The organism is Bacillus sp. SG20033 (assembly GCF_044570195.1).
Taxonomy (GTDB): domain Bacteria; phylum Bacillota; class Bacilli; order Bacillales; family Bacillaceae; genus Bacillus; species Bacillus subtilis.
Genome location: NZ_CP172606.1, coordinates 2,299,916 through 2,325,017, shown reverse-complemented (window position 1 = coordinate 2,325,017; position 25,102 = coordinate 2,299,916). Strand labels below are relative to the sequence as shown.

At 41.8% G+C, this 25,102-nt stretch carries 24 protein-coding genes and 1 other RNA gene; 13 read left to right on the top strand and 12 right to left on the bottom strand.

The genetic code is table 11. The features are described 5' to 3' along the window. Positions 1 to 177: 177 nt before the first annotated feature. Together sucA and odhB are read left to right on the top strand one after the other, a co-directional pair. Entirely contained in the window at positions 178 to 3,012 is a 2,835-nt protein-coding gene (sucA, locus tag ACFVP7_RS12080; protein ID WP_396582185.1) for a 2-oxoglutarate dehydrogenase E1 component, read from the top strand. Positions 3,013 to 3,027: 15 nt separating this feature from the next. After that, positions 3,028 to 4,281, top strand: a complete 1,254-nt coding sequence (gene odhB / locus ACFVP7_RS12075) for a 2-oxoglutarate dehydrogenase complex dihydrolipoyllysine-residue succinyltransferase (RefSeq protein WP_396582183.1) — start codon at positions 3,028 to 3,030, stop codon at positions 4,279 to 4,281. A 49-nt stretch (positions 4,282 to 4,330) separates the two neighbouring features. Here the strand turns inward: odhB and ACFVP7_RS12070 are convergent, their stop codons facing one another. After that, positions 4,331 to 5,296 (bottom strand): bile acid:sodium symporter family protein, encoded by a 966-nt coding sequence (locus ACFVP7_RS12070; RefSeq protein ID WP_396582181.1) that lies wholly within the window; start codon positions 5,294 to 5,296, stop codon positions 4,331 to 4,333. A 218-nt stretch (positions 5,297 to 5,514) separates the two neighbouring features. Here ACFVP7_RS12070 and ACFVP7_RS12065 point away from each other — a divergent pair, with 218 nt between their 5' ends. Beyond that, on the top strand, positions 5,515 to 6,852 hold the full coding sequence (locus tag ACFVP7_RS12065; protein WP_014480024.1) for a sodium-dependent transporter: 1,338 nt from the start codon (positions 5,515 to 5,517) through the stop codon (positions 6,850 to 6,852). A 30-nt stretch (positions 6,853 to 6,882) separates the two neighbouring features. Here the strand turns inward: ACFVP7_RS12065 and ACFVP7_RS12060 are convergent, their stop codons facing one another. From ACFVP7_RS12060 to dhaS, 3 genes are all read right to left on the bottom strand, one after another. Then, positions 6,883 to 7,728 carry a superoxide dismutase gene (locus tag ACFVP7_RS12060; RefSeq protein ID WP_015251901.1) on the bottom strand — a complete coding sequence of 282 codons (846 nt, stop codon included), beginning with the start codon at positions 7,726 to 7,728 and terminating at the stop codon, positions 6,883 to 6,885. Further along, entirely contained in the window at positions 7,718 to 9,616 is a 1,899-nt protein-coding gene (gene sqhC, locus ACFVP7_RS12055) for a sporulenol synthase (RefSeq protein WP_396582179.1), read from the bottom strand. Before sqhC ends, ACFVP7_RS12060 begins: the two co-directional genes overlap by 11 nt. A 100-nt stretch (positions 9,617 to 9,716) precedes the next feature. Beyond that, complete coding sequence (dhaS, locus tag ACFVP7_RS12050) at positions 9,717 to 11,204, bottom strand: aldehyde dehydrogenase DhaS (protein WP_015714095.1); 1,488 nt, start codon at positions 11,202 to 11,204, stop codon at positions 9,717 to 9,719. 229 nt (positions 11,205 to 11,433) lie between these two features. Between dhaS and ACFVP7_RS12045 the strand changes: the two genes are divergently transcribed. Both ACFVP7_RS12045 and ACFVP7_RS12040 read left to right on the top strand, forming a co-directional pair. Further along, positions 11,434 to 11,637, top strand: a complete 204-nt coding sequence (locus ACFVP7_RS12045) for a DUF6501 family protein (protein ID WP_003231245.1) — start codon at positions 11,434 to 11,436, stop codon at positions 11,635 to 11,637. Positions 11,638 to 11,990: 353 nt separating this feature from the next. Beyond that, entirely contained in the window at positions 11,991 to 12,335 is a 345-nt protein-coding gene (locus ACFVP7_RS12040; protein WP_003220141.1) for a PH domain-containing protein, read from the top strand. An 85-nt stretch (positions 12,336 to 12,420) separates the two neighbouring features. On the opposite strand, the gene ACFVP7_RS12035 is transcribed toward ACFVP7_RS12040, so the two are convergent. Both ACFVP7_RS12035 and ACFVP7_RS12030 read right to left on the bottom strand, forming a co-directional pair. Continuing rightward, a complete protein-coding gene (locus ACFVP7_RS12035; RefSeq protein ID WP_003231251.1) occupies positions 12,421 to 12,654 on the bottom strand; it encodes a hypothetical protein in 234 nt (77 codons plus the stop codon). Positions 12,655 to 12,658: 4 nt separating this feature from the next. Then, on the bottom strand, positions 12,659 to 12,922 hold the full coding sequence (locus ACFVP7_RS12030) for a hypothetical protein (protein ID WP_004399338.1): 264 nt from the start codon (positions 12,920 to 12,922) through the stop codon (positions 12,659 to 12,661). 66 nt (positions 12,923 to 12,988) lie between these two features. On the opposite strand from ACFVP7_RS12030, the gene yocM reads away from it, so the two are divergent. After that, entirely contained in the window at positions 12,989 to 13,465 is a 477-nt protein-coding gene (yocM, locus tag ACFVP7_RS12025; RefSeq protein WP_396582177.1) for a salt stress-responsive protein YocM, read from the top strand. Here yocM and ACFVP7_RS12020 read toward each other — a convergent pair. Further along, the gene (locus ACFVP7_RS12020) at positions 13,452 to 13,679 is read right to left on the bottom strand and encodes a hypothetical protein (RefSeq protein WP_015383862.1); all 228 of its coding nucleotides are present in this window, start codon (positions 13,677 to 13,679) and stop codon (positions 13,452 to 13,454) included. The genes yocM and ACFVP7_RS12020 overlap by 14 nt on opposite strands. A gap of 77 nt (positions 13,680 to 13,756) precedes the next feature. On the opposite strand from ACFVP7_RS12020, the gene ACFVP7_RS12015 reads away from it, so the two are divergent. The 6 genes from ACFVP7_RS12015 to ACFVP7_RS11990 all read left to right on the top strand — a co-directional run bounded on the left by ACFVP7_RS12015 (position 13,757) and on the right by ACFVP7_RS11990 (position 18,878). Further along, complete coding sequence (locus ACFVP7_RS12015) at positions 13,757 to 14,089, top strand: hypothetical protein (protein WP_014480020.1); 333 nt, start codon at positions 13,757 to 13,759, stop codon at positions 14,087 to 14,089. 74 nt (positions 14,090 to 14,163) lie between these two features. Next, positions 14,164 to 14,655, top strand: a complete 492-nt coding sequence (locus tag ACFVP7_RS12010) for a TraR/DksA family transcriptional regulator (protein WP_003231259.1) — start codon at positions 14,164 to 14,166, stop codon at positions 14,653 to 14,655. A 150-nt stretch (positions 14,656 to 14,805) separates the two neighbouring features. Beyond that, positions 14,806 to 15,432, top strand: a complete 627-nt coding sequence (gene azoJ, locus ACFVP7_RS12005) for an FMN-dependent NADH-azoreductase AzoJ (RefSeq protein WP_003231260.1) — start codon at positions 14,806 to 14,808, stop codon at positions 15,430 to 15,432. A 231-nt stretch (positions 15,433 to 15,663) separates the two neighbouring features. Then, a non-coding RNA gene (ssrS, locus tag ACFVP7_RS12000) (6S RNA) lies at positions 15,664 to 15,850 on the top strand. 141 nt (positions 15,851 to 15,991) lie between these two features. Beyond that, positions 15,992 to 17,767 carry a DNA helicase RecQ gene (gene recQ, locus ACFVP7_RS11995; protein ID WP_163130792.1) on the top strand — a complete coding sequence of 592 codons (1,776 nt, stop codon included), beginning with the start codon at positions 15,992 to 15,994 and terminating at the stop codon, positions 17,765 to 17,767. Positions 17,768 to 18,014: 247 nt separating this feature from the next. Then, on the top strand, positions 18,015 to 18,878 hold the full coding sequence (locus ACFVP7_RS11990; protein ID WP_021481459.1) for a LysM peptidoglycan-binding and 3D domain-containing protein: 864 nt from the start codon (positions 18,015 to 18,017) through the stop codon (positions 18,876 to 18,878). Between the two features lie 607 nt (positions 18,879 to 19,485). On the opposite strand, the gene desR is transcribed toward ACFVP7_RS11990, so the two are convergent. The 5 genes from desR to ACFVP7_RS11965 all read right to left on the bottom strand — a co-directional run bounded on the left by desR (position 19,486) and on the right by ACFVP7_RS11965 (position 24,094). Next, positions 19,486 to 20,085, bottom strand: a complete 600-nt coding sequence (desR, locus tag ACFVP7_RS11985) for a two-component system response regulator DesR (protein ID WP_004399356.1) — start codon at positions 20,083 to 20,085, stop codon at positions 19,486 to 19,488. A gap of 18 nt (positions 20,086 to 20,103) precedes the next feature. After that, a complete protein-coding gene (gene desK, locus ACFVP7_RS11980) occupies positions 20,104 to 21,216 on the bottom strand; it encodes a two-component sensor histidine kinase DesK (RefSeq protein ID WP_014480016.1) in 1,113 nt (370 codons plus the stop codon). A gap of 119 nt (positions 21,217 to 21,335) precedes the next feature. Further along, on the bottom strand, positions 21,336 to 22,394 hold the full coding sequence (gene desE / locus ACFVP7_RS11975; protein WP_004399588.1) for a fatty acid desaturase DesE: 1,059 nt from the start codon (positions 22,392 to 22,394) through the stop codon (positions 21,336 to 21,338). A 161-nt stretch (positions 22,395 to 22,555) separates the two neighbouring features. Beyond that, positions 22,556 to 23,533 (bottom strand): S66 peptidase family protein, encoded by a 978-nt coding sequence (locus tag ACFVP7_RS11970; protein ID WP_014477062.1) that lies wholly within the window; start codon positions 23,531 to 23,533, stop codon positions 22,556 to 22,558. 63 nt (positions 23,534 to 23,596) lie between these two features. Next, positions 23,597 to 24,094 (bottom strand): N-acetyltransferase, encoded by a 498-nt coding sequence (locus ACFVP7_RS11965; protein WP_014477061.1) that lies wholly within the window; start codon positions 24,092 to 24,094, stop codon positions 23,597 to 23,599. A 170-nt stretch (positions 24,095 to 24,264) separates the two neighbouring features. Between ACFVP7_RS11965 and ACFVP7_RS11960 the strand changes: the two genes are divergently transcribed. After that, positions 24,265 to 25,047 carry a VLRF1 family aeRF1-type release factor gene (locus tag ACFVP7_RS11960; RefSeq protein WP_038829953.1) on the top strand — a complete coding sequence of 261 codons (783 nt, stop codon included), beginning with the start codon at positions 24,265 to 24,267 and terminating at the stop codon, positions 25,045 to 25,047. Positions 25,048 to 25,102: the final 55 nt, after the last annotated feature.

The following is a 25,102-nucleotide window of genomic DNA, read 5'->3' as shown; positions in this document are numbered from 1 at the left end:
TGTTTTTTATAAAGGTTTTTTACTATTTTGTGAACAATCAAGGTAGAATCAAATTGCAAACAGTGGTAAAATATCGTTGGAAGCGTTTTTATTACATAATTTTGGACACAGCGTTCGAAAGTTATTTCAAGATAGTGAATCAATCACTTGATTATCTAAGTTGGGGGTAATATTCAAATGTTTCAAAATAGTATGAAACAACGAATGAATTGGGAAGATTTTTACGGTCCGAACCTCGGCTATGCGCTGGAGCTTTACGATCAATATACCCAGGATCCGGACAGCATTGACCCGGATTTGAAGGAAATGTTCGACGAGCTCGGTGCTCCGCCAAGCGATATAAAAGAGGCCTCGGGAACAAAAGAAAAGGGACGTGTTACAGCCGATCTGATTCAAAAGATCGCATCCGCAGTCAGACTTGCAGAAGATATCCGAACCTATGGCCATTTGAACGCTTCCGTCAATCCGCTCAGAAAGGATGGGAAAAAGAGCGAACTTTTTCCATTATCCGATTACGGGCTAACAGAAGAGGAAATAAAAGCAATACCTGCGTCTGTCATCTGCAAAGACGCTCCTAAAAACATTTCGAACGGTTTAGAAGCCATTCAGTATTTACGAAATACGTATAAAAGAACGATCTCATTTGAATTTGACCATGTGCATGACTTCAAAGAGCGCGAGTGGCTGACAAGAAAGATTGAATCTGGCGAGCTGTTCCAGAAGAACTCAGCTGAAAAGCTGTCAGCTGTGCTGGAAAGATTGACAGAAGTAGAGGGCTTTGAGCAGTTTTTGCACCGCACATTCGTCGGGCAGAAGCGCTTTTCCATTGAGGGTCTAGACGCTCTTGTTCCAGTGCTTGATGACATTATTGCACAATCTGTCAAATCAGGCACGACAAGTGTCAACATCGGGATGGCGCACAGGGGACGCCTGAATGTCTTGGCACATGTGCTCGGCAAACCGTATGAAATCATCTTCTCTGAATTCCAGCATGCGCCGAACAAAGATCTTGTACCGTCTGAGGGATCCATTGGAATCAGCTACGGATGGACAGGGGATGTCAAATACCATTTGGGGGCGAATCGGGAGCTTCAAGACGCTGAAACAAAATCAGCGCGCATTACGTTAGCGAACAACCCGAGCCACTTGGAATTTATCAATCCGATTGTTGAAGGCAGCACAAGAGCGGCACAGGAAACGCGAACACAAAGCGGATACCCGGTACAAGATGAAACAAAATCGCTGGCCATTTTAATCCATGGAGATGCTGCATTCCCTGGGGAAGGAATTGTAGCTGAAACATTGAATTTAAGCTCTTTAAAAGGGTATCAAGTAGGCGGTGCGATTCATATTATCGCCAATAACATGATCGGATTCACAACAGAAAGCGCTGAATCCAGATCGACAAAATATGCCAGTGACCTGGCCAAGGGTTATGAAATTCCGATTGTTCACGTGAATGCGGACGATCCTGAAGCTTGTCTCTCAGCTGTTAAGTTTGCGGTCGAATACCGAAAAACATTCAACAAGGATTTTCTGATTGATTTGATCGGGTACAGACGCTATGGACACAACGAAATGGATGAACCGTCAACCACTCAGCCAATGCTGTATGATGCTGTCAGAAAGCATCCGACAGTCAAACAAATTTTCGCTGAAAAGCTGGTAAAAGAAGGCGTGCTTACCGAGGAAGTCGTTCAAAACATCGAAAAATCGGTAACGAAGCGCATTGAGGATGCATATCAGAAAGTTCCGTCTAAAAAGGAACACACTGCCTGTGAAATTGAACTTCCAGAGCCTGTATCAAACGGTTTCCCAGATGTGGACACTTCGATTGATTTTGATGTGCTCCGCAAGCTGAATGGCGAATTGATCAACTGGCCGGAGTCATTTAATGTTTTCGGCAAGCTAAAACGCATTTTAGAAAGACGCGCCAAGGCGTTCGATGATGACAGAAAAGTGGAATGGTCTTTGGCAGAATCACTCGCGTTTGCTTCAATTTTGAAAGACGGAACACCGATTCGTTTAACAGGACAGGATTCCGAGCGCGGAACGTTCGCCCAAAGAAACCTTGTGCTTCATGACAGTGAGACGGGCAAAGAATTTGTGCCGCTTCATCACTTATCTGACTGCAGCACATCATTTGCTGTTCATAACAGCCCGCTGTCTGAAGGATCGGTTCTCGGTTTTGAATACGGCTATAACGTGCATTCACCGGAAACGCTTGTTTTGTGGGAAGCGCAGTACGGAGATTTTGCCAACGCTGCTCAAGTGTATTTTGACCAATTTATTTCTGCCGGACGCGCGAAATGGGGCCAAAAATCCGGATTAGTCATGCTGCTTCCGCACGGTTACGAGGGACAGGGGCCTGAGCACTCAAGCGGAAGAATCGAGCGATTCCTGCAGCTTGCAGCAGAAAACAACTGGACGGTTGCCAACCTGACAAGCGCGGCACAGTATTTCCATATTTTAAGAAGACAGGCTAAAATGCTGCTTCGTGAAGAAATCAGACCGCTCGTCATTATGACGCCGAAGAGCCTTCTTCGCAACCCAAATACGGTGTCGGAAGTGCAGGAGCTCAGCGAAAGCCGCTTCCAGCCTGTTTATGAACAGTCGGGACTTTCTCATGACTATGAAAAAGTAACCAGACTTGTATTATCCAGCGGTAAAGTGTCTATAGACATCAGTGATCATTTTAATAAGTTAGAAGACGGTAAAGAGTGGCTTCACATTGCGAGAATTGAACAGCTGTATCCATTCCCGGCAAAAGGAGTCAAAGAATTATTTGCAAAACTTCCGAACCTGAAAGAAATCGTTTGGGTGCAGGAAGAGCCGCAGAACATGGGGGCTTGGGGTTATATCAGCCCGTATTTGACAGAGATTGCACCAGAGGGAGTAAGCGTTCAATATATTGGACGAAGAAGACGATCCAGCCCTGCAGAGGGAGATCCGACAGTTCATAAAAAAGAACAGGAACGTATTGTATCTGATAGCTTGACTCGCAAAAACTAAGGGGGAAATGAAAAAATGGCGGAAATTAAGGTACCTGAATTAGCAGAATCAATCTCAGAAGGAACAATAGCCCAATGGTTAAAGCAGCCTGGTGACTATGTAGAACAGGGTGAATATCTGCTTGAACTAGAAACGGATAAAGTGAATGTTGAATTGACAGCAGAAGAATCGGGTGTACTTCAAGAGGTATTGAAAGATTCGGGTGATACCGTCCAGGTCGGAGAAATTATCGGTACGATTTCAGAAGGCGCGGGTGAAAGTTCTGCCCCTGCTCCTACAGAGAAAGCAGAAAGCAAGGAAAGCGTGAAAGAAGAGAAACAGGCTGAACCAGCTGCACAAGAGGTGAGCGAGGAAACACAATCTGAAGCAAAATCAAGAACGATCGCTTCTCCGTCGGCCCGTAAGCTGGCGAGAGAAAAAGGAATTGACCTGTCTCAAGTTCCAACTGGAGATCCGCTTGGAAGAGTGCGCAAGCAGGATGTCGAAGCGTACGAAAAACCGGCATCAAAACCGGCTCCTCAGCAAAAGCAGCAGCCTCAGGCTCAAAAAGCACAGCAAAGCTTTGACAAACCTGTTGAAGTGCAAAAAATGTCACGCCGCAGACAAACGATTGCAAAACGCCTTGTAGAGGTACAGCAAACATCAGCGATGCTGACCACATTTAATGAAGTGGACATGACGGCTGTCATGAATCTCAGAAAACGCCGCAAAGATCAATTCTTTGAGCAAAATGAAGTGAAACTCGGCTTTATGTCTTTCTTCACGAAAGCGGTCGTGGCTGCATTGAAAAAATATCCGCTGTTGAACGCGGAAATTCAAGGCGATGAGTTGATCGTTAAGAAATTCTATGATATCGGTATCGCTGTTGCTGCTGATGAAGGCCTTGTCGTACCGGTAGTACGAGATGCGGACCGCCTGACATTTGCAGGAATCGAAAAAGAGATCGGCGAGCTTGCGAAAAAAGCAAGAAACAATAAATTAACCCTTAGCGAGCTTCAGGGAGGTTCCTTCACGATTACCAACGGAGGGACTTTCGGTTCACTGATGTCAACTCCGATCTTAAACAGCCCTCAAGTCGGTATACTGGGCATGCATAAGATTCAGCTGCGCCCTGTAGCCATTGATGAAGAGCGTTTCGAAAACCGTCCGATGATGTATATCGCTTTATCTTATGATCACCGAATTGTAGACGGTAAAGAAGCGGTTGGTTTCCTCGTGACAATCAAAAATTTACTGGAAGATCCTGAACAGCTTTTATTAGAAGGATAATAAAAAAGGGTACATCACGATAAAGTGATGTACCTTTTTTGATGCATATTTAAAATGATAGATTGCTGCTTTTGGATCCAGCTTGTTTCTTTTTCACTTTTTTTGACCAATATGTTGCAAGCATAGAACCTGAAAGGTTATGCCACACACTGAATATTGCGCTTGGTACGGCAGATAGCGGTGAGAAATGAGCCGTGGCAAGTGCAGCCCCAAGCCCGGAGTTTTGCATGCCGACTTCGATTGCAATCGCTTTTTGAGACGGGTAATCCATTTTTAAAAGCTTTGCACAAAGAAACCCAAGTAAATAACCGATACCATTATGCAGGATAACAACTGAAAAAATGAGCAACCCCGATTGAAGCAGATTTTCCCGATTGCCACTGACGACAGCTGAGACAATCGCAACGATGCCAATGACAGAAACAAGCGGAAGGGCATGTACGGCTTTTGCCACTTGTTTTCTGAAAAACATTTTGACAATCAGACCTGCAATGATCGGAAATAAAACCGCCTGTAAGATTGAGATAAACAAAGACCCCGGCGAGACAGGAAGCCATTCTTTGGCAAACAGCATAATCAACAACGGTGTTACAACAGGTGCCAATAAGGTAGAAATTGTCGTAACCGCAACAGAAAGGGCAGTATTTCCTTTTGCTAAGAATGTCATAACATTAGATGCAGTTCCCCCGGGACAGCAGCCGACAAGAATAACACCAACTGCGATTTCAGCTGGAAGATGAAGCCCAAATGCGAGGCCGAAAGCAACGAGCGGCATGATCGTATACTGAGCTATTACTCCAATAATAACTTGCCAAGGCTTTCTGACCAGCTCTTTGAAATCATCGGCTTGCAGTGTAAGGCCCATCCCAAACATGATAACGCCGAGAAAAATCGTAATATAAGAACTGATCCACGTAAATAAAGATGGGAAAGAAAATCCCAGCACTGCAAAAACAATGACCCATATGCCAAAGGTTTGTCCTGCAAAATGACTTATTTTTCTAATGATGTCCATAAAAACACTCCTAACACACTTATCAAGAACTTCAGCAGAAATTCTTACAAATTTCATAACATTCTCTTATTATAAATAATTTTCTGAATAATTCAATATTAGTTTTTGGCAGATGTCTATAGATATATGATGTAAACTAATTAAAATGTTCTTGACTATATAGGAAGATATTCTTACAATGAACCTTTATAATGGTTAGATCAAATAGGAGTGATACGGTGAAGGAAGCAAATCAATGGTCTTCGAAGCTCGGCTTTATTTTAGCCGCGGCAGGATCAGCTATCGGGCTTGGTGCGATATGGAAATTCCCATATGTTGCCGGAACCAGCGGAGGAGGCGCATTTTTACTTATTTTTATTTTATTTACGGTTTTAATCGGACTGCCTTTATTGTTAGGTGAATTCATCATAGGCAGAAGAACACAGAAAGATGCCGTTCAGTCCTATAAAACACTTGCTCCAGGAACGAAGTGGCATTGGATCGGTTATTTAGGCATGGTGACGTGCTTTATTCTTCTATCTTTCTACAGTGTCGTAGGCGGATGGATTTTAATTTATATTATAAAAGGCTTCACTGGCGGTTTATCGCAAACATCTGGTTTTGATACGATATTTGCAAGTACCATTTCAAATCCTTATTTGGCTGTAGGAGGCCAGCTGCTCTTTATGGTGGTAACAATTTTAGTTGTTGCAAAAGGGGTAAGCAGCGGAATTGAAAAAGCAAGCCAAGTATTAATGCCGGCGCTTTTTCTATTATTCATCATTTTAATGGTGCGTTCGGTTACACTTGATGGCGCGATGGAAGGAATCAAATTTTTCCTGATGCCTGATTTAACTGCAATTGATGCCAATACCATTTTATATGCAATGGGACAATCCTTTTTCTTATTAAGTGTCGGTGTATCTGTCATGGTAACGTATAGCGCTTATTTAGAGAAACAGGAAAATCTGGTACAGTCCGCTGTATCTGTAACTGTTATGAACATGCTTGTTGCTGTAATGGCCGGAATTGCGATTTTTCCAGCTGTCTTTTCATTCGGCCTCAAACCAGACCAAGGCCCGGTTCTGTTATTTAACGTGCTGCCGACTGTGTTTAATCAAATGCCGTTCGGAATTATCTTTTTATTAGCATTTTTACTTCTATTTTTATTTGCTGCATTGACATCTGCTTTTTCAATGCTGGAAATTTTGGTCGCAGTACTTTCGAAAGGCGATGTCAATAAGAGAAAACGATTCGCTTGGTTAGGCGGAATTGCTATTTTTATTGTCGGTGTGCCGTCTGCATTATCATACGGTGTCTTAAGTGACGTCTCTATATTTCATCTGTCTATTTTTGATGCGGCTGACTATCTTGTGAGCAATATTTTAATGCCGTTAGGTGCGTTACTGATTTCTATTTTTGTCCCGCTAAAAATACCGAAACAGGATTTGTTTGACGAGCTGAAAAGCGGTTCCAATCTCAAACGAAAGTGGTTTGCGGTTTGGCTGCTGCTCATTCGATATTTATCTCCTGTTGCCATTATCATTGTGTTTTTGCATGTGGTAGGGATTTTTTAAAACACGAAGCCCCCGGGGAAGGGGGCTTTTTTAATAGAGCTTCCAAACGACTTCTTTTGCCTGCTCAAAACGTTTTTCTGCCTCGCGCCAATCCACGACATTCCACCAGTGGTCGACATAGCTGGCCCGGTCATTTTTATATTGCAAATAGTAGGCATGCTCCCATACGTCAAGCGGTAAAAGGGGGATCACATCCCATTGGCTGAAGAGCTGGTGTTTTTCTGCCGTTAAAATCTCCAGCCGTCCTGATCGAGGTGCCCAGACCAGAATGGCCCAGCCGACGCCTTCCACTTTTTTAGCGGCCTGGGTAAAATGTTCTTTAAAAGCGGAATAGCTTCCAAATGAAAGGTCTATCATTTGGAACAATGCCCCTGTAGGACGCCGTTTTCCGTTTGGATGCATAGAAAACCAAAAAATACTGTGCAAATAATGGCCTGCTCCATGGAACGCAAGCTCTCTTTCCCAATGAGTGATTAAGTCATAATTCTTTGTTGCTCTCGCTTTTTTAAGCTCTGATTCTGCTTTGTTCAGGCCATCGACATAGCTTTGATGATGTTTTGTATGATGAAGGACCATAATATCGCGTGAAATATAAGGTTCTAAGGCGGAGTATTTGTAAGGAAGCTTTGGCAGCACGTGTTTCCCTATAGGGACATATGCGCGTCTTTCACTTGTATCATCTGATTCTGTAATATCCCGATAAAGGGCAGCGGCCTGTTTATACCAATCTTCTTCTGTTGTTTGGTCATCTTCCAGAGCCTCAATCATCTTGTCGATTTGATCTTCAAACTGGTCAAGCTGACCTCGCTTTTGAATCTGATCTTTCAGGGCTTCACACCAATTGAACATCTCCGTTTGATAAGATTCACGTTTCATTTGCTGTCTCCTTTTCAATAGAATCTAAATACTTCCCGACAGCCAGCAAAGAGAATACATATGGATAACTGTGATAGCGAATATAAAATTGCTTTGGCAATCCGATCCCTGCTGGATACGCGAGGCTATCGGCGCTATGCGAACTGCTGTCGGTAAGGTATTGCATGCCTTTCACAACTGACGGGTGTTCGGAATTTTCATATGTGAGCAAAGCGTCTAAAGCCCAGGCCGTTTGTACAATGGTTCCTCTATGAAGCGGTACATATGTTTTGATTTCGGCGCTTTTGCAGGATTCTCCCCAGCTTCCGTCATCATTTTGTATGGATTTGAGCCAACGAAGAGCCTTTTGTATACCGGGATGCTTTCGGTCAACCCCACATGCATGCATACCAGTAAGAGCAGCCCAAGTGCCGTAAATGTAGCAAACACCCCATCTGCCGTACCACGACCCATTTTGTTCCTGATGTTCGAAAAGCCACTTCACAGCGCGTTGAATATGTTGATGTTTTTTTGTGAAGCCAACTTTCTCGCCTAAAAAGTGCAGTACACGTCCGGTGAGGTCGGCGGTTGAAGGGTCAACTGCAGCGTCCTCGGCGGATTCAAGCGGCAGCAGGCGGATCAGCGGATGGTTCACGTTTTTTTCGAAAGCAGAAAATCCGCCGTCATTGTTTTGCATCGATAAAAGCCAAGATACCCCCCGCTCCCATGCTGCAGGAGAATGATTGCGGGGAATCGCCTTTAAAACGGCTGCAGTGTCGTCACAGTCAGGGTTATTTGTATTAATGTTTGAAAACCCCCAGCCGCCAGGAACTGAATTTGGATTTTTGACAGACCAATCTGCTGTTTTGGTATGCTGGCGTTCTAGCAAAAAGTCGGCTGCTTTTGTAACAGAGCCATCCGTTTCGGTCACACCATTTTTTTGTAGGGCATAGCTGATTAGAGCTGTATCCCAAACAGTTGAAGTAGAGTTTTCCAGATAAGGAACCCCGTTGCATTTAGTCACCAGTGATTTAATGCCGGTAATCGCCCTCCTGATAACAGGAGAATAGCGTGACACACCAAGTGACAGAAGGCTGTAAACCATATATATGGTTGCGCTCGCATAGCTGTATAATGTTCCATCTTTTTCAATCCGGTCCAGCATATACGTTTTAGCTGTCTGTAGGCCCAGCTGCTGAAAAGCAAATGGTGCATGAAAAACGCGTTTCCAATGTGACAAAATAGACGTGAGATCTCTTTCTTCGAAAGCATCAGACCGAAGCCAAGTGAAAGGATTTTTTGTCATGTGCGGATCGAGATGGTGAAGAGATGAAATATTGCGGTTAATAAGGAAAAATCGCTGATTGAGTGTTACAGCCATAGGAGCAAAATGAATACGGGCATATGAGCTGAACTGATAGAAATGAATCGGCAATGTTGGGGGGAGCGCCATGAGTGATAATGGTAAATACAAAGCAGGCCAAGGATAAAGCCCGTTCGCGGCAAGCATCCATTTTGTCATAAAATGAACATGTCTCAAACCGCCATGTGAGATGATAAATTGTTCAGCTTTCTTCATGTGCGGCTCAGATCTGTGAAAACATCCTGAAGCCAGCATCCCGACATATCCTTGGACGGTAGCCGTTAGATTTCCGCGCGTTTCATCGGGATAGTTGATAAATGTGCCATCTGGCTGCTGTTTTGTATGAATGCCGGCTGCAAGGGATGATATCAGTTCTTTTTCATTTTCGCCTTCATCTAGTGAGGTAAGGAGCAAAATAAAAAAGGAATTTGTCATGATTGGTCCTTCAAAGCAAAATGTCCATGAACCATCAGCATTTTGCATGTTTCTTAACTCCGTAATGGTTTTCTTTTGAAAACGCCTCACTTTCTCCTGAAGTGTGCCCATCACGCTCAACTCCTTCAGAAGCATATATATTCAGCGTCTTTTACTGCCATTACAGAAAGAAAAAAACTGCTGGCAGGCAGCAGTTTTTTAAACATACATGTTAGTCTTCAAGGTTTATCCATACACTTTTGACTTCTGTGTAATTATCCAAGGCATATGATCCCATTTCTCGTCCGAGTCCTGACTGTTTATAACCGCCAAATGGAGACGCCGCGTCAAACACATTATAGCAGTTGACCCAAACGGTTCCGGCTTGAAGACGGTCCGCGATATAGTGAGCCTGCTTGACGTTCTCTGTCCATAGTCCGGCTGCAAGCCCATATTCTGAATGGTTTGCCCGTTCAATAACTTCATCGACTGTTTCGTACGGAATTGCAGTCAGCACGGGTCCGAAAATTTCTTCTTTTGCGATGGTCATTTCGTCTTCAACATTCGCAAACACAGTCGGTGCGACAAAATATCCTGCTTCAAAAGGACAGCTTCCGCCGGTCACTGCTTTTGCTCCTTCATCTTTTCCTTTTTGAATATAGGAAAGAACGCGCTCATGCTGTTCCTTGCTTACGAGAGGCCCGATTTGAGTATCTTTATGAAGTCCCGCTCCTTGGCGGAGTGACTCAGCATAGGATGCCATTTCATCAACAACTTCATCATATTGGTCTTTATGAATGAAGACACGTGAGCCCGCACAGCAGACTTGACCCTGGTTAAACATCACACCGTTTAAAGCGCCCGGGATGGCTTTTTTCAAATTCGCATCCGGCAGAAGAATATTAGGCGATTTTCCGCCCAGCTCCAATGTAACACGCTTAATGCTTTTCGCTGCGGTGGACATGATTTTCTTTCCGATTTCAGTGGAACCGGTAAAGGCAATTTTATCAACCGCTTCGTGGTTCGTCAGCGCTTCTCCCGCATCTTCACCGAATCCTGGGATGATGTTGATTACACCGGCAGGGAAACCGGCTTGGTCAATTAATTCTGCCAAATAAAGAGCTGAAAGCGGTGTTTGTTCAGCCGGTTTGAGGACGATTGTACAGCCTGTTGCAAGTGCCGCGCCCATTTTCCACATCGCCATCAGGAGCGGGAAATTCCATGGAATGATCTGGCCGACGACACCGACAGGCTCATGACGCGTATAATTAAAATAAGCGCCGGAAACCGGAATCGTCTGTCCTGTTATTTTTGTACACCAGCCGGCGTAATAGCGCATATGCTCAATAGCCAGCGGAATATCTCCATTAGTCGTTTCATTGATCGGTTTCCCATTATCAAGTGTTTCAAGCTGAGCAAGCTCAGTTTTATGCTCTTCCATTAAGTCTGCCAGCTTATACATCAGTCTGCTTCTCGAAGCTGGAGACATTGTTCTCCATTCACCTTGGTCAAAGGCTTTCCGGGCAGCTTTAACAGCTTTGTCCACATCCGCAGCCTGGGCTTCATACAGCGTCATCAAGGTTTCGCCGGTCGCCGGGTTTGGAGTGTCAAAGGTTGCCCCTGAGGCACTCGGAACAAACTTTCCGTCAATATAAAGCTTCTTTGTTCCCTGTAAAAATGTCTCCAGCCTTTTCGTCACTTGCATCGTTAAAGAACTCATCCGTAACAAACCTCCAGTCATTTTTTATGGTCTGTTCTGAGATTCTTGGTGATAGCACATTGATTCCTGGATTGAATAGCAGAAATAAGCTGTGATAGTTGCTTCAAACGTAAGCGTATACAAACATTCTATAATAGAAATCAAGGCAAAATCAATGAATAACCGATATTGCAATTTACAAAAGAAAAAAGCTACAATAAGTCTATAGATAAGAAAAGGAGATTTCATCATGATTCATAAAAATTGGCTTGAAAAAGAAACAATTAAAAAAGTAAAGTGTGTGCAGACAAACGCAAAAAAATATATCGTAAACCGCGTTTTAACGCCGGGAAAAGAATATGAAGTAAAAAATGAAACAGAGGAGTTTCTCTTTGTGGTCGACAATACGAATAAAGTCGGCGGCTATTATAAAGAATACTTCGAAGAGATGTAATGCTTCCTTGAAGCATCAAACAGATTTTGTTAAAATATCGATACATAATCCGCAGCTCAGCTGCGGTTTTTTTGTGGTTAAAACAGGAAATATAAAACAAAATTAAAAAAATCATTAAAAACCGCTTTTTTATAAAAACATTGCTGAATATTGAAACTTTTTTCTCTATATGTGCGTATTACTTGATGACAACAGCTTAAAAGCCAAAAAACAAATCAAAAATTTGAAAAATGTAATCTGTTCGTAATGGTTTAAATGTCTTCTATGTCGTATTCTTATATAGGGATAAAGGACTTATTTTTATGTAGTGAATGATAAAACAAATAGATAAATGCAGAAAGAGGGGTTCTTCATTGGGTATTTTTTCTGTTAGCAGATCAACGGACGCAAAGAAGCTTGAGGCTTTGCTCGTTGAAGGGGAAAGAATAGAATCGATTTATAAGCTCCGAGTGGACCAAATTTGCTTTACAAATAAGCGGATCATTTTCTTTGACAATAAAATGTTTTCCAAAAAGAAGGTTCGTGTATTTCTTCCATATAAAACAATTGAAAGCTTTGCCATCCAAGAAGCGGGAATGTTTGATCCGGACACTGGGCTTTTATTGATGACAAGAAGCAAAACGTTCGAATTAGAATTTGCGAAAGACACCGATTTAAGCGAGGTTCAGGCGGTGCTGACAAAGCATTTGTGCAGCTGAATATTTGATGAGCCAGCCGTTCAAAAAATGGTTAGGCTTTTTTTTATATATAAAAAAAGAACAGGGCATGTGCGCCCTGTTCTTATTACACCACACTGTTTTTCGCTGAGTTCGAATCAACAAGATCTGCATCTAATACATTTGAAATCGGTACGACAAGAGGAGTAAAGTCGCCATTTTCTTCTCCAAACCCTTGATTTATTTTAGCTGATAAAAAGTAATCGACCTGTTGATACGGACCGAGTGTTAAAGAGGAACCACGGTCCATCGTATTGATTTTAAATCCGCCGACATTCACGACGGAGGGAGAAAAGAACATCTCATCACTTCCTTTTGATTGAGGAGTTAACCGCTTCGCTTTCAAAAGAGGCCGGAGAATCAATTTGGTCTCTGTCATCCACATGGCTTCTCGTGCCCATAAATCCGCTCGCATCTCCAAAATTCTGTCCGTAGCCTTGATTTTTTTTATCTGAATTTTGCCATTCTGCCAATAAATTTTGTCCTACGTTAACCGCTGAAGCATTTTCAAAGGAATTAATTTTCAGCATGAAAATATTAATATTGATATACGGAGTTGGTTGAACCACAGGCAAACCTCCTTTCTATAGTTGTATGCTGGCGGTTATAAAGTATGTTAAGACAGGGGGCTTCAAATGGATTTTGAAAAGATGAAGCAGTGGATGGAATTCGCACAGCAGATGTACGGCGGTGACTTTTGGAAACAGGTATTTGATGAAGACCAAAAAACCCCTTTTATGACAAATGGCCAATCTCCGTTTCCGTTTTCGCAGCAAGATCAGCGAGGGAAAGGAGATGCTTCATTTCCGAGCATGGATATTGTAGATACCGTTACGGAAGTGCAGTTTTTAATTTATCTTCCAGGCTACCGTAAACAAGACGTTCACATATTATCGTACGGAGATTATTTAGTGGTGAAGGGGCAGCGCTTTTCCTATTTTAATGAACAGGACTTTCGCCAAAAAGAAGGGAAATACGGAAGTTTTGAAAAGAAAATTCCGCTTTCCGACCATCTTCATGGAAAGATGAATGCCATTTTTAAAGACGGAATCCTATACATCACTATTCAAAAAGACGAAGGTCAAGCGAAAACCATTTTTATTGATGATTGATTTTCATACTGAGTGCATCTGCCCCATCACGGTCATCAATTGATTCAATCGGAATGACCATAACAATAACATCTGCATTTTGTTCCCCAAAACCGTTATTTCTTTTGATAGCAGAGCACCTGTTCCTTAACTCCGCAGAACCAAAGGTAAGGGATGAGCCGGTGCCTATCGAGTTAGTCTTGAGATGAGAAATATTGATGTTAGTTGGAAGCATGAAAACCTCTCCTTTCTATGGGATATACCTCATTATATATGTAGACGAAAGAGGAGTATGCAAAGGGTCGTGATGTCATGAAAAAAATGTTCCGGTCGCTGATCAGGCATTGCTTGAAACCAGAACTTGACAAACTGCGTGAATGTGAAGAAAGACTCTCAGTGATTGAGAAACAAAAACAAAGCAGCAAACAGGAGTCTGAAGAAACCTATATACATATTGAAACGCTGAATGTCGAAAAAATTGACTATCATCTTGAATTCGGCGAGCTGACCATTGATGAACTGAGCGGCAGATTAAATATAGGCGCAACCTATTATATACCGCCAGAAGAGAAGGACAAAAAGTGCCAACGAAAACCCGAAGCACCATCGACGCCAGCGGTCACGATCCGTTCAAAAAGGCAGTAGCTCATCTTTCCATCGATGTTCCCATGTTTGACAGAAGGCAAAACGGGAAACAGGATAGAAAGGAGAGGATATACATGGCACTGACAAAAGAACAAACACAGCATCTCTATCATAAATTGCTCGATATGCAAAAAGAATTGTCTGGCGAGAAAAAGGAAACAGAATCAATGACGGAAGAAGTAGGGGAGCTTTCCAACGGGGTTGACAACCATATGGCAGACCACGGGACGCTCGTCACAGACCGGATGACAGACCAAACAGTGAAAGAGATTGACCGGGAGCTGTTAGAGGAGGTCAACCGTGCATTACAAAAGATGAAAGACGGAACTTACGGCGTGTGTGAAAAAACCGGCCAAGAGATTCCTTACGAAAGACTTGAAGCTGTTCCTTATGCAAGAATGACAGTTGAGGCCCAAGCTGATGTGGAGGATGATCTGGAGACAGATGCTCCTTCTTATGAAAGAGAGTTTCATGAACAGGTAAAAGACTTATCCAACAAAGAAACAATTGATCAAAAAAGCTCGCAGACGTATGAAATCTTAGATCGTGAACAAGATTCGAAGTAAAAATGGCAAGCAAGTACACCGATATTAGATGTACTTGCTTTTTTTTGAAAAAAAATCTCATATTCAAAATAAAGTGATTGACTTTGCGTAAAAAAGAAAGTAACATACTATTTGTAAGTAAATATAAAAAGTTTACCGGGAGGAATACAAATGTCTACAGTTTTATTTGTAAAATCAAGCGACCGTACAGCTGAAGAAGGCGTTTCAACTAAACTTTACGAAGCTTTCTTAGCTGCTTATAAAGAAAACAACCCTAATGATGAAGTGGTTGAATTAGATCTTCATAAGGAAAACCTTCCTTACCTTGGCAGAGATATGATTAACGGAACATTTAAAGCAGGTCAAGGAATGGAAATGACAGAAGATGAGAAAAAACAAGCAGCAATTGCTGACAAATATCTGAACCAGTTTGTAAAAGCTGACAAAGTTGTTTTCGCATTCCCGCTTTGGAACTTCACAGTGCCAGCAGTGCTTCATACTTATGTTGATTATCTGTCTCGCGCAGGCGTTACATTCAAATACACACAAGAAGGACCAGTCGGTTTAATGGGAGGCAAAAAAGTTGCGCTTCTTAACGCTCGCGGCGGTGTCTACTCAGAAGGACCAATGGCTGCACTTGAAATGTCATTAAACTTCATGAAAACAGTTCTTGGTTTCTGGGGTGTTCAAGACTTGCACACAGTTGTCATCGAAGGACATAACGCAGCACCTGATCAAGCGCAAGAAATCGTTGAAAAAGGTTTACAAGAAGCAAAAGATCTTGCTGCAAAATTCTAATGAACAAAAACTCCTATCATTGCGATAGGAGTTTTTTTGTATACATATTATATAGAAGAAAGTGATGAATCCTCTTAGCGAAAAAAGGCTGTTTTTTTATTGTAATATATTTTTTGATTTGTCGAATCTTTGGATATAATAGCGAAAAAACATTTTTAATGGCTGGAAAAAGTTTTTCTAAACAATTGTTCTGACCTCTTGATTAAAAGCGCCTGATGGTGTACTATATTAAAGAAGCTACTTTGTGCGTATTGTTAATTAAGTTTTAACCTTTAAGCTGTAATAGGGAGTTTTATATCGAAGCCGGAATGTCATGCCTCCATTGCAGAGGACGACAGGAACGTTTCTGCAAACACCCACTTTGAGGAGTGGTGGTTTAAAACTTTCTTACTTGCATACGGCAAGACGTAGCGAAAGCCATTTCCTTTTCGGAAATGGCTTTTTATTTTATCTAAAAAGGTTTGGTATAGTGAATATTCCATTTTTGTGTGAAAGAAATGAAGGCCGCTTTTTTATGATATGATGGGAGAAATTCAAGGAAAAGCGAGGTTTACACGTTATGTTACATAGAGCCCAATCCCTTCTGGCTCATTATTTTGGTTATGAGAAGTTTCGGAGCGGCCAAGATGAAGCGATCAGCTTGGTGACGGAAGCGAGGCAAAATACGGCCTGCATTATGCCGACGGGAGGCGGCAAATCGATTTGCTATCAAATTCCGGCATTAATGTTTGAAGGGACGACGATCGTCATATCACCGTTGATTTCCTTGATGAAGGATCAAGTTGATGCGTTAGAAGAAGCGGGGATTAACGCCGCCTACATTAACAGCACACAATCCAATCAGGAAATATATGAGAGGCTGAACGGACTCAAAGAAGGGGCTTATAAGCTTTTTTACATTACACCAGAGCGACTAACGTCCACAGAGTTTATCCGGATTTTGCAGGGCATAGATGTTCCTTTGGTCGCAATAGACGAGGCGCACTGTATTTCTCAATGGGGCCATGATTTCAGGCCAAGCTACAGGAATATTGAAATCTTGTTCCGTGAATTACACGACAAGCCTGTCATCATGGCGTTAACAGCAACAGCCACACCCGAGGTTCATGATGATATTTGCAAACAGCTGCATATTCAAAAAGAAAACACGGTATATACCGGATTTTCCCGAGAGAATTTAACCTTTAAAGTAGTAAAAGGAGAAAATAAAGATCGGTTTATAGACGAATATGTGCAAAACAACAGGCATGAAGCAGGAATTGTCTATACCGCGACCAGAAAAGAAGCTGATCGGATATATGAGAGATTGAAACGAAATCAAGTCAGGGCAGGCCGGTATCACGGAGGTTTGGCTGATGATGTGAGAAAAGAGCAGCAGGAAAGGTTTCTTAATGATGAGCTTCAAGTGATGGTGGCAACCTCTGCTTTTGGAATGGGTATTGATAAATCAAATATCAGATTTGTTCTGCATGCACAAATTCCGAAAGATATGGAAAGCTATTATCAAGAGGCAGGACGAGCTGGACGGGACGGTCTTGCCAGTGAATGTGTTCTCCTGTTTTCACCGCAGGATATTATGGTACAGCGCTTCTTAATTGAGCAATCAGAACATGAAGAGAAACAAAAGCAGGATTTAAAAAAGCTGAGACAAATGGTCGACTACTGCCATACGGAAGATTGTCTGCAGCGTTTTATCCTTATGTATTTCGGAGAAAAGGAGCCTGATGCGTGCGGACAGTGCGGAAACTGTACCGATACAAGAGCGGCCCATGACGTGACGCGGGAGGCGCAAATGGTCTTATCTTGTATCATTCGCATGAAAGAACGGTTTGGCAAGACGATGGTTGCCCAGGTGCTTGCCGGCTCCAAAAATAAAAAAGTTCTTGAAAACGGCTTTTCAGACCTTTCAACATACGGGATATTAAAACACCAATCCGTTGGCGAAATCAGCGATTTTATCGAATTTCTTATTTCTGACGACTTCATCAGGATGTCAGACGGAACGTTTCCGACTCTTTTTGTCAGCAGTAAAGGAAGGAATGTGCTGAAAGGAGAATTATCAGTAGCGAGAAAAGAAGCGTTAAAAGCGGCAGCGATTACTGAAAATGACGAGCTATTTGAACGATTGCGCATGGTTCGGAAAGAAATTGCGGCTGAGCAGGGTGTTCCGCCATTTGTTGTTTTCTCTGACCAAACGTTAAAAGAAATGTCAGGAAAACAGCCCGTAAATGATGATGAACTTTTGTCTATAAAAGGAGTCGGAGAACAAAAAAGAGCAAAATACGGCCGGCTTTTTTTACAAGAAATACAAGCTTATGCAAGGATGACAGACTAAAAAAACAGAAAAACAATCTTTTTTTCTATAAAAAACACATTTTATTTTCTCTGTTTCGCCTCAAAATAAAAAGACCTGCGAAGCCTATTATATCAAGGGTTCAGCAAGTCTTTCCATCAGAGAGAAATCCTTCATGTAAAGGAACTGTAATCTAAATCATATCTTTTTGTTATTGATTTGACATTTACGTGTGTTACGATATCACCTGTTAGCCGCCAATAAAAAGCTAACAAGGGAGGATTTACTTATGAAGAAGACGATTATGTCCTTTGTGGCAGTTGCTGCACTTTCAACAACTGCATTCGGAGCTCACGCTTCTGCAAAAGAAATTACGGTGCAAAAGGGTGATACGCTCTGGGGAATCTCTCAGAAAAATGGAGTGAACCTAAAGGACTTAAAAGAATGGAACAAGTTAACTTCTGATAAAATCATTGCAGGAGAAAAACTGACCATTTCTTCAGAAGAAACAACCACGACTGGGCAATATACAATTAAAGCGGGAGATACGCTTTCTAAGATTGCTCAAAAATTCGGAACGTCAGTCAACAACCTGAAAGTTTGGAATAACTTAAGCTCTGACATGATCTATGCTGGATCAACTCTTTCAGTAAAAGGTCAGGCAACAGCAGCAAACACAGCTACTGAGAATGCGCAAACAAACGCACCTCAAGCTGCGCCAAAACAAGAGGCTGTGCAAAAGGAGCAACCTAAACAAGAAGCTGTACAACAGCAACCTAAACAAGAAACAAAAGCTGAGGCAGAAACTTCTGTTAACACAGAAGAGAAGGCTGTTCAATCAAATACAAATAATCAAGAAGCTTCAAAAGAACTAACAGTTACTGCTACTGCTTACACTGCTAACGACGGCGGCATTTCCGGCGTTACAGCTACAGGCATTGACTTAAATAAGAACCCGAACGCGAAAGTTATTGCGGTTGATCCTAATGTGATTCCGCTAGGTTCTAAAGTCTATGTTGAAGGCTACGGGGAAGCAACAGCAGGAGACACTGGCGGCGCTATTAAAGGAAATAAAATCGACGTATTTGTACCAAGTAAAAGTGATGCATCTAATTGGGGCGTCAAAACTGTAAATGTTAAAATCTTAAACTAATAATATAGATTGTGGTAAAAGACATGAGCTTTTGGCTTGTGTCTTTTTTTCGTTCTGCTTAGAGCTGTTTATATCATATGCTGATAAAAGAAAGTGGTCCCGTTTTTCTCTTTATGTGCGATTCAGGGGCTCTCGGGTTAAAAGATTGATTCCACATTACAGAGACATTCGGCATCATGACATTTATAGCTGGTTGTTACTATCTTTGATCAGCGAAACGAGCTGGTGTTGTATCTTTTTTGGCAGATAATAAGCAGTTGGATGTAGCAGATGCCATTGACGGAATCGGATTGATTTCAGACGGTTTTTTATTGTGTTATTAGGCTCTTGCAGTTGGGCATGGCAGCTTCGGGAGCGAAGTGGCACAACTTTGTCATACTGAAAATACAATATAATCAATATCAGAAATTCTGCTGATGTGCAATGGCCGACCATTTTAACAGGGATATCATTCAATCCAGTCTTTTATTGGGCTGTTAACCAAGCAATCGTTCAGCGGGCATAGGAGCGAGGATATGGATCAGTTTAATTCTTCTGGTTGCGGCGAGGTTCTCAAACGGGAATTTCAGGTTAAAAAAAGGATCCTGGCAGATGCCAAGATCCTTTTTTATTTAAACCAGCCTTTTTCCTTTGACCGGGTAATGGCTTCAATTCGATTTTTCACTTCAAGCTTTTCTAGAATCATTGAGATATAATTCCGCACCGTCCCGCTTTTGATGCTGAGTTCCTGAGCGATTTCTTTTGTGTTTTTACCGTCAGCCACAAGTTCAAGCACTTCTTTTTCTCTATCTGTAAGAGGGTTAGCTTCGCTGTATAAGTCCTCCATCAGCTCAGGTGCATAGATGCGTTTTCCGTTCATGACGCTACGGATGGCGTTGGCCAGCTCTTCACTCGGACTGTCTTTTAACAAATAGCCTTTAACGCCAGCTTTAATAGCTCTCTGAAAGTAACCGGGTCTGGCGAAAGTGGTTAAGATGATAATTTTGCAGCCTGTATCTTTTAGCTCCTCAGCAGCTTCAAGCCCTGTTTTTCCGGGCATTTCAATGTCCATAATACATACATCAGGCTGGCGTTTTTTGACAAAATCAACAGCATCTTGGCCGGTTGTACCTTTGCCTACGACTTCCATATCGTCTTCGAGGTTTAGAAGTGATCCTAAAGCGCCCAGCAGCATTTGCTGATCTTCTGCAATAAATATACTAATCATATAAGCCATCCTTTATGTTTATTTTGAATTATTAGGAATTGCCATGGTAAGCTTGGTTCCGTTTTCGGTATTGATGTGAAGGCTTCCATTTGCAAACTCAAGCCGTTCTCTCATCCCGAGTAAGCCATGTCCTTTTGAAAAGGAATTTTCTTCTCCTTTGAATGTTCCATCGTCAGACACTGTTATCACAACTTCCTTCCAGAGCTGCTGAATGTCAACTCGGCAAGTTTTAGCCTGGCTGTGTTTGACGACATTTGTGACAGCTTCCTTTAAGCACATGCTCAAAATGTTTTCATTCAGCAATGAGATATTTTCGGGCCATTTCTCTTCTTCATAGATAAACATAATGTCAGCTGCTTCGAGAATTTGTTTGATGTTGATCAATTCATCCTTGAGCCGTATGCCCTTCATAGAGGAAACGATTTTTCTTACTTCATTTAAAGAAGTTCGCGCTGTTTGCTGAACACTTTTCAGTTCACGAGCTGCTTGTTCGGGATCTTTGTATATCAATTTTCTTGCTAAGTCGCTTTTTAAACCGATAAGAGAAAGCTTTTGCCCAAGCGTATCATGGAGATCGCGGGCAATTCGCTGACGTTCTTCTAATTTTACCAGTTCTGCAATCCGTTCATTTGCATCCTCGAGCTTTTCTTCAAGCCGTTCGCGCTCCTTGCGGCTTCTTATACTAAAGGGCAATAAAATTGCGCTGATGAGGGTAATGACGACAAAAGGAATTTGTGTCAGAAAGAATTCCTTTTTTAATACGAGACTGAAATTGGCTGCGACGGCTGCGCTAATTAAATGGACATAATATAAAATATGAAAAGGGACGCGTTCCTTAATGTTTCCAATAAAATACGCGATAAAAAAAGCAAAATAAATATAACTGAACAGGGTAATGGAAGCGGTTGAAATGCCAATTAATAAAAATCCCCACAAATAAATGGTCCAGCCTTTTGAGACAAAAGCAAATCGATATACCGAAAAAAATAAAAGCGTCAAAATGATGCCGACAATAATAACAAATGTAGATGATGATTTCCATATAAAGTAGAAGGGGAGGATGAAAAATATCGTCCATATATAGGGCGTAATCCCGTTTAGTTTTTGAAATGTAAAATGATTTTTAATCATGATCTTACCTCATTTTCAGCTTTTCATCTTACTTGTAACTTTATCATTGTGAAAGCCAGAATGCACCCTCCAACAATAAAAAGGAAGCCTTCTAGTATATTAGAAGACCTCCTTTATCATCAGGCATTCTTCCGCAGCTTCTGTTTTTCTGGTGAATCAGGCGGAAGGCTTACAGGTATATGTTTTATAGCCCGAAATGACACAAACTGTTTGTTATCTTCATCCCATAGACGGAACGCAAGTGATTGCAGGCTTGTTTTTAAGGTGATTGTCGGTACGTTTTTTAATGGTTCGTGATGTTCATGAGCAACTTCAAGCTTATAGTTAGGCACCTTTGGACTCAAATGATGAACGTGGTGGTAACCAATATTGCCTGTTAGCCATTGAAGCAGTTTCGGGAGTTTATAAAATGAACTGCCTTCAACAGCAGCCTGAACGTAGCTCCAGTTTTCATCCGCTTCAAAATAAGAATCTTCAAAGGTATGCTGCACATAAAACAGCCAAACACCGATTGAACCTGAAATCAGAAATATCGGGCCTTGCACCAGTAAAAACGATTGCCAGCCAAAGATCAGACAGCAAGCAGCAGCCAACGCGACAATTGCCAGATTCGTAAGGTATGTGTTTACACGTTCCTTGCGTCTTGCGCCTTTTTTGTTAAAACGGTTCGTAATCAGAAAAACATAAATCGGTCCGAGAATAAACATGATAAACGGGTTTCTATAAAGTCTGTATGCAAGCTTTGTTCGTCTGGATGCAGCTTTATATTCGTTTACTGTTAACATCCAGATGTCTCCTGTTCCGCGTTTATCCAGATTGCTGCTAGTCGCATGATGAATCGAATGGCTGTGCTGCCATTGAAGATACGGGAATAAAGTCAGGACACCTGTCAGAAAACCGAGAATGTGGTTATAGCGTTTTTGTTTGAAAAAAGATTGATGGCAGCAGTCATGGAAGATGATAAAAATTCTTGTCAGAAAACCTGCGGCAATCACCGTTAATGCTAACGTAAGAAGATAGGAGACATCGAGGCTGAGATAAGCAAGAAACCATAGGCCGAAGAATGGGATAAACGTGTTTAAAAGCTGAATCAGGCTGTTTTTTGTTTCAGGCTGAGCAAATGCAGCAACTTGCTTTGTCAGCTGTTTTTGTTTATGTGCAATGGTTTGTTCAGTCATAGTAAGTATCCTCTCATTGTGTGTCTCGGTTCAGTATACGCTAATGAGAGAAGTCTTTTGTAGTAGCACACATCATGCCTCCTATATGACATTTGTCATGTCTCGTGCGGCATGCATAACCGATTGCGCTAAAAAAGCTTGTAAAAAAATTTACAAGCTGATTAATGTTTATCAATCCATATGCGTGATGTACCCGAAATAGCTTCAATCCTGCATGTTCCTCCTATAGGGAACGTGGCAATTGGCGAGGTATGTCCGGCATTTATATTTGCGATGATCGGGATGCCGGATAATTCTTTTTTTGTTTCGATCATGGCTTTTACAAGATCCATTGATACGTTCGATGCTTTCTGAAATCTGCCGATCAAAATCGCCTTTACATGTGAAAAAGCGGGGAGGTGGATGAGTGATTGCAGATCGCGGTCAAACATGTGGATGTCTGACATATAATCATCTTCAATCAATAAAATAGTATGTTCTGTTTCAGGAAAATACTCCGTACCCTGCAGCAAATTAAGCGTGCATAAGTTTCCGCCAATTAAAGTGCCTTCCGCATAACCTTCTTGGATTACTACAGGGCCGTTATTAGGATAAAAACGCCTGTTTTCTTGATCCAAAAACCAGCGATCATCGCTCCACTCACTTGAAGGAAGAATTTCAAACGGATCGTCTGAAGCGCAGCAAGAAAGAAAATACTCTTGTGTATAATCAAGCCCTTTTTTCATTGCAAATGTTGAGAAGTGGGGACCTGAATACGTAACAAGACCCGTTTTTTGATAAATAGCGTTGCAAAGAGCGGTTATATCGGAATAGCCGCACAGAATTTTTGGATGTCGTTTGATTTTCTCGTAATCAAGATAACGCAGCAGCTGATTTGAATTAAACCCTCCGAGTGTCGTTAAAATCGCTTTGACGCCTGGATCAAAAAAGGCAGCGTGCAGATCATGGACTCTTGACTCGATAGAGGATGAATCAAATTCGTTACATTCATTTGCGTGTTCAGCGATGGTTACCCGATAACCTAAGCGTTCTAACGCCGTTTTTGCTTGGATTTTTGCTTCATTTGATAATATAGACATGCTGGTCGCGGGAGACACGATCCGGATTTCGTCTCCCTTTTTCAGTTTTGAGGCGTACATAGAACCCTCCATCAATGGTTTTATACCATTACAGCATATCTTGGCTCTTTCTTCCAGACTTTTTTACAAATCAACCCACTTAATGCTGCCGGATTGGGTATCATGATCGATACATACTTTGAATTGATGTTTTTCATAAAAGTGAATCAGCCGGTCTACATGATTCCAATCCCGTTTGGCGATGTCTCCGGTGACTTTCGGTATATTGTGGTCTCTTGCAATATCTTTTAAATATTTCATGCAAATGGAGCCAAACCCGTGATTCGGAGGGCCTTTGATGTCCCCTATATGAATGGCATCGTCCTTGTAAGACGCTACAAGTGAAAAACAGCCTTTTCCTCGGTATGCCGTTTTACAATCAGTTAGCATAATTTTGCATGTTTGGCCATCATCAATCGAGGAAACAATCATCCACTCATCATGTTTCGATTGATCAATACCAAGCACTTTGGCATCTTTAGATAAATCCTTCATATTCTCCTGCATGCGATAAATTTGAAATTCTAAATCATTTAGTTCTTCTTCAAGCTCTTGACGATTTTTTTCTTTAATAGTAAACAAGATCAAACTCCTTTCAAAAATCAGCTTAGAAACACAGTTACCAATTGTATTAGAAGAGAGGCGTATTGTAAACAACAATTCCATTATTACTAGAAATTAGCGGAAAGTCAGGTTTGATCGTTTTTAAGAGAGGAAAAAGAAAACTAACCTGTGAAAAAGGAGGAATCGGAATGGCGATTGATTCATTGATTAACAAATTACAGTATGTCCAATTGGAACCGCCGGATAAAATTCTCTCTCTGTATCTCAATACAGACATGAGAGATCCAGAGCAGCAGGGGGGAGAATGGAAGATTGCCCTAAAGTCAGGATTCAGCCGATTAAAAGAGTATTTGGCAGCTAGTGATCCAGAGGAGGAAAAGTGTCTGGATGGAATCAGGGCTAAAATGAATCAATACTTGAATGCAATGGGAAAAGACATGCCCCGCAGTCTCGTGTTTTTTGTTTCCGACAGCGGCATATGGGAACTTATTAAGCTTCAAGTCCCTGTAGATACAAGATTTTACTGGGAAGAAACAGCTGTCCTGGATCAGCTAAAGGGTTTGCGCCAGGCATACCCAAGTACGGCGTTTATTTTAACTCAGCAGCATGAAGTGAAAATTATTGAAACCGTATTAGGAAAAATTGAGGCGGTGGAGCGTTATGAGTATGATATGATCAATGAGTCTTGGAAGAATAGCCATTCCGCTGTAGACAAAGCGCCACCATTTGAAGAGAACCGGATGAGGGAACATGTAACAGAGAACCAATCGAGACTGTATAAGCGGCTGGCTGCCAGCCTTGATCAAAAAGCTGCCGCGAAAAGATGGGAACGAATGGTTATTGCCGGGGATAAAGAAACGGCCGATATCTTGGATCAGCATATGAATAAACCCATTCATTCGAAAATTCAAAAGAACCTGCTGAATGAAAATGAACATAAGGTCATTGAACATTTGATAAAAGAGGCGTAAACCTAACAGGCCGGGGCTAATAGCCTCCGGCCTTTGAAGTGTGTCTAATTTCTGA